Origin of the sequence: Microcystis sp. M109S1 (assembly GCF_020247025.1) — a bacterium.
Taxonomy (GTDB): domain Bacteria; phylum Cyanobacteriota; class Cyanobacteriia; order Cyanobacteriales; family Microcystaceae; genus Microcystis.
Map to the genome: position 1 here is coordinate 1 of NZ_JADBRW010000245.1, position 3,486 is coordinate 3,486.

Genomic DNA, 3,486 nt, shown 5'->3' on the forward strand with positions numbered 1-3,486 from the left:
CCTAACGTCTAATTGATAATGATTTTAAGTCTTGGAACGTCAACACACTGTCGTTTGTGCTTCGAGGCGAGCGCTCTGTTCAAACCCTCATTCTGTAAAGCTTCTGGGGTTGGTGATCGCACTTTTTGTGAGAAATACGGGTTCTAGTTGCGCTTTGGGGGCTTTTTATCGTCGTCTTTATCGCCGCGCTGGTGCGGCCAAGGCGATTACGGCTACGGCACATAAAATAGCGCGGATTTTTGATCATCTGTGGACGACCAAACAATCCTATCAAGACCTGGGAGCAGATTATTACGAACAACAGTATCGTCAACGGGTCATCAACAATCTCTCGAAAAAGGCGCAATCCCTTGGCTTTCAACTGGTTGAGGCTTCCTCAACCTGAGTTAAGTTTCTGGAGAGTTATCAGTTATCAGCTATCAGTTATCAGCTTTTTTCTCCCTGCTCCCTTCTCCCCACTTCCCCACTTCCCACTGAAAAGGCTGCCATGCAGCCTTTTTTGGGTGTGCGGGCAGCCTAAAGCCTAGTTTTTGGGGATTTAATCGGAAAAAATTAGGGTAAGACTTGGGTTTTTTCGATCAACCATTTATCTCCTTGCCGTACCAAATCATAGCGCAGGTTCAAGGACTCATTATAGGAACGATTGACAATTTCCTTGCCATTATGGAAATACATGGCCTTTTCGTTTACTATCGCTTCCACCGTCGCTAAATTAGGATTTTTCGTATTATTAGTAACTGAGCGCACATCCACTTGATGATCGTAGCGCCAATAGTTATTTCCCTGTAAAGCCGCCGCTCGTTTTTGCCAAATTGCCAAGGCTGAACCCGTTAAAATCTCCTTCAATTGCTCTTTTTGGTGTTCACTGCCAAAAGCCGCCGATTTTGCCCCTAACCAAGCTTGAATCGTCTCCTTGGCCGTTTCCTTGTCTAAGGGAATCCCTGCCATCACTTCCGCATTAGCCGAAGGAATTTCTAGTATGGGAGTATTTAAAGAAATCGGTAACTGTTCCCCTTGCAAGGCTGCCAAAGGAGATTGACTATCGACAATTGCCTTCACCCCCAAGGACAAAACCGCGATTGTTCCCACTAATCCTACCCCTAATATCGCCACTCGATCGAGTCGCAGTTTTCTGCGGGCCGGTCGTCTCCGTTTCGGTGCGACTACGGCAGTTTTTCCCGTTTCTAGGGCTGCCGGCCGGGAGTTGCCCGCTGCTTGGTGGCGCGGGCGACTAGGACGACGACGGGGGGGATTAAGTGCCGGTTGACGATAGGCTGCTGTCACCACCACACTACCCTGAGTATAGGGGGTGAGAGTTTCCTCCTGAGCGGTGGCTCTCAGGGCAGGTACAGCAGTGCTTGTCCGCTCACCGTTAACTCTAGCTAAAGACGGTTTTTGGGGACGAGAGTGGGAAGAAGAATAAGCAGATTCCCTCATCGGTGTCACTCCTGGCACTGGGTTTAAATGGGTGGGGGGGGTGTGGGTTTTCAGAACATTTACTTCCGATTCTAAGGGTTCGCTGGCCTTTTCTCGAACCTCGACGGGAACTTTTTCGTCAGGAAAACCTGACAATTCTTCTAAATAATTTTGTACTTCTTCCTCGGCAAAATACTCTTTGAGTGAGGCTTTCCGCTCGACTAAATCACTAAAATGGCAGAAAACTTCTGTTTGTAACCAACGCTCACCGTAACGACATAGCCCGGGTAAAAGATCGGCAGATTGCCCGGATTGTTCCTTAATATAATTTAATATTTCTTGCTCTTGACTTTTTTCTAAAATTGTGCTTGCTCGTTCCGTCTGACCGAGCAGTAGGGCGCAGATCGATCGCTCTAGGGAGACATCCTGATGTTTTTGTAATTGCTGTAGGCGATCGCTGGCTGCGACAATAGCGGCGGGTTGTTTTTGGGCGAAACCGCGGGCGATCAAGGCATAGACCAGCAGATAATTACCCACCGCCGAGGGGCGTTGTGCCTCTTTTGCCCAGATTTTCTCCTGTTCGGCCTGAGTTAAATAAACCCGTAACTGTTGAATAAAGCGTAAAAAATTATCCACCCCCAACCCAGAGCGATCGTCGCCCTGGCCATCGATGCCGCCGCGAGCGGCCAACATCTCCTCCAAGAGATTTAAGCCGCGCTGACGGGCAAGACTAGGTTTTTTTTCTTGGGATAACAATTCCAGTATCCGGTAGGGACGCAGGCGATCGCAATCATGGCGAATCTCGCTGGCCACTTGCGGGAACATTTGTTCTTGTTCCAACCAAGTCAGGGCTTTGGCCGCGGTGCTGTCCGCCTGTTCATAATTTTTATCCTGCCAATATTCCCGACTTAATTCCCCGTAGGCCAAAGCCAAGGTTAAGATCATGTCTGGGCGAGTAGTTGGCTCTAAATCTAGATAAGTTTCGGCCAAACGAATCACTAACTCGTATTCTCCCAACTCTTGCAGGATAAGCAAAGCTCCCACCAGATCGGCGGGGGCAATGGTAATCTGGGGAGTGAGATATTCCGGGGAAGCGGCGGTCACTTCCCCACCGTGAGAATCTAGGTTTTCGGCGCTGCTTTCTGGGTTGAGAAGCAAGGGATTGGGGTCGAAAAATTGAGCATCATAATCACGACGGCGATCCGCAGCACTTAACACTTGGTAAGCTTCATCTAACAAGTGCTGACGGGCAATGATCGCTGTTTGACTGTATTCTTGACGTGGCAATTGCCGTCCCCGGTCGGCGTGGGCCAAATCAATCTGCTCGGCACTCACCTGAAAGGGGATTCCCAGTATCCTGTAGTAGTCGAGAGGAATTCGCACGGTTAGCTGTACCTCAACTCTGGAGAGTCCTTAGTAATCTACTCCCGTTAAAGCGTCAGCTTAACGGGAGCTTTCTGTAACCCTAAACTTATCGGGCAAGCCAATAAATTCGGCTCTCTGGGCTGGATTACACTCAGCCCCAAAAGTCTAATCATCTTGCTACCGTTTGCGTCTGCGTCACCAATCCAACCACAAGTCTTATTACTACACTTAAACGATTTACCGCTTCTAATTCCGATATGTAGGCAACAATGACAGGTTTGAGAGGTATATCGTGGATTGACCGCGATAACCTCAACTCCTTCCTTGATGCCTTTGTATTCGAGAAATTGTCGAAGTTGATAGAAAGCCCAAGAGTTAGACCGTCTTCTCTCGGTCTTATTTCGTGGTTGTTGGTTGGTTCTCTCTCGAATACAGGTTAGGTCTTCAATAGCGATAATCGAGTTAGTTAATTTTGCCTCGGCAACGATAGCTTTACTGATTACTTGACACTCTCCGCCCTAAAAGTGCGGAGATTCTTGGGCTGAATCTTGCCGCTACTAGCAAAGCTAATTTTGGTCTTACAGTTTCATGTCTAGTCCGACTACACCTACAAGGTAAGCACTCTTAAAGACTACTCCCCAAGCGTAAATTTCTGTGTGTCCCACAGTATTTAATTGTTTTTCGCTCTTACCATGTGGACTTACG

The 3,486-nt window shown here is 48.2% G+C and carries 2 protein-coding genes and 1 pseudogene; 1 reads left to right on the forward strand and 2 read right to left on the reverse strand.

Annotated features, from left to right (window positions below):
* The first annotated feature begins 112 nt into the window (after window positions 1–112).
* Window positions 113–385, forward strand: coding sequence for a hypothetical protein (locus IM322_RS12265; RefSeq protein ID WP_287675716.1), 273 nt, complete (start codon window positions 113–115; stop codon window positions 383–385).
* Between the two features lie 167 nt (window positions 386–552).
* Here the strand turns inward: IM322_RS12265 and IM322_RS12270 are convergent, their stop codons facing one another.
* Window positions 553–2,799, reverse strand: coding sequence for an IMS domain-containing protein (locus tag IM322_RS12270; protein ID WP_287675717.1), 2,247 nt, complete (start codon window positions 2,797–2,799; stop codon window positions 553–555).
* A 47-nt stretch (window positions 2,800–2,846) separates the two neighbouring features.
* Window positions 2,847–3,284 (reverse strand): annotated as a pseudogene (locus tag IM322_RS12275) (zinc ribbon domain-containing protein); the annotation flags it as partial.
* Between the last annotated feature and the right edge of the window lie 202 nt (window positions 3,285–3,486).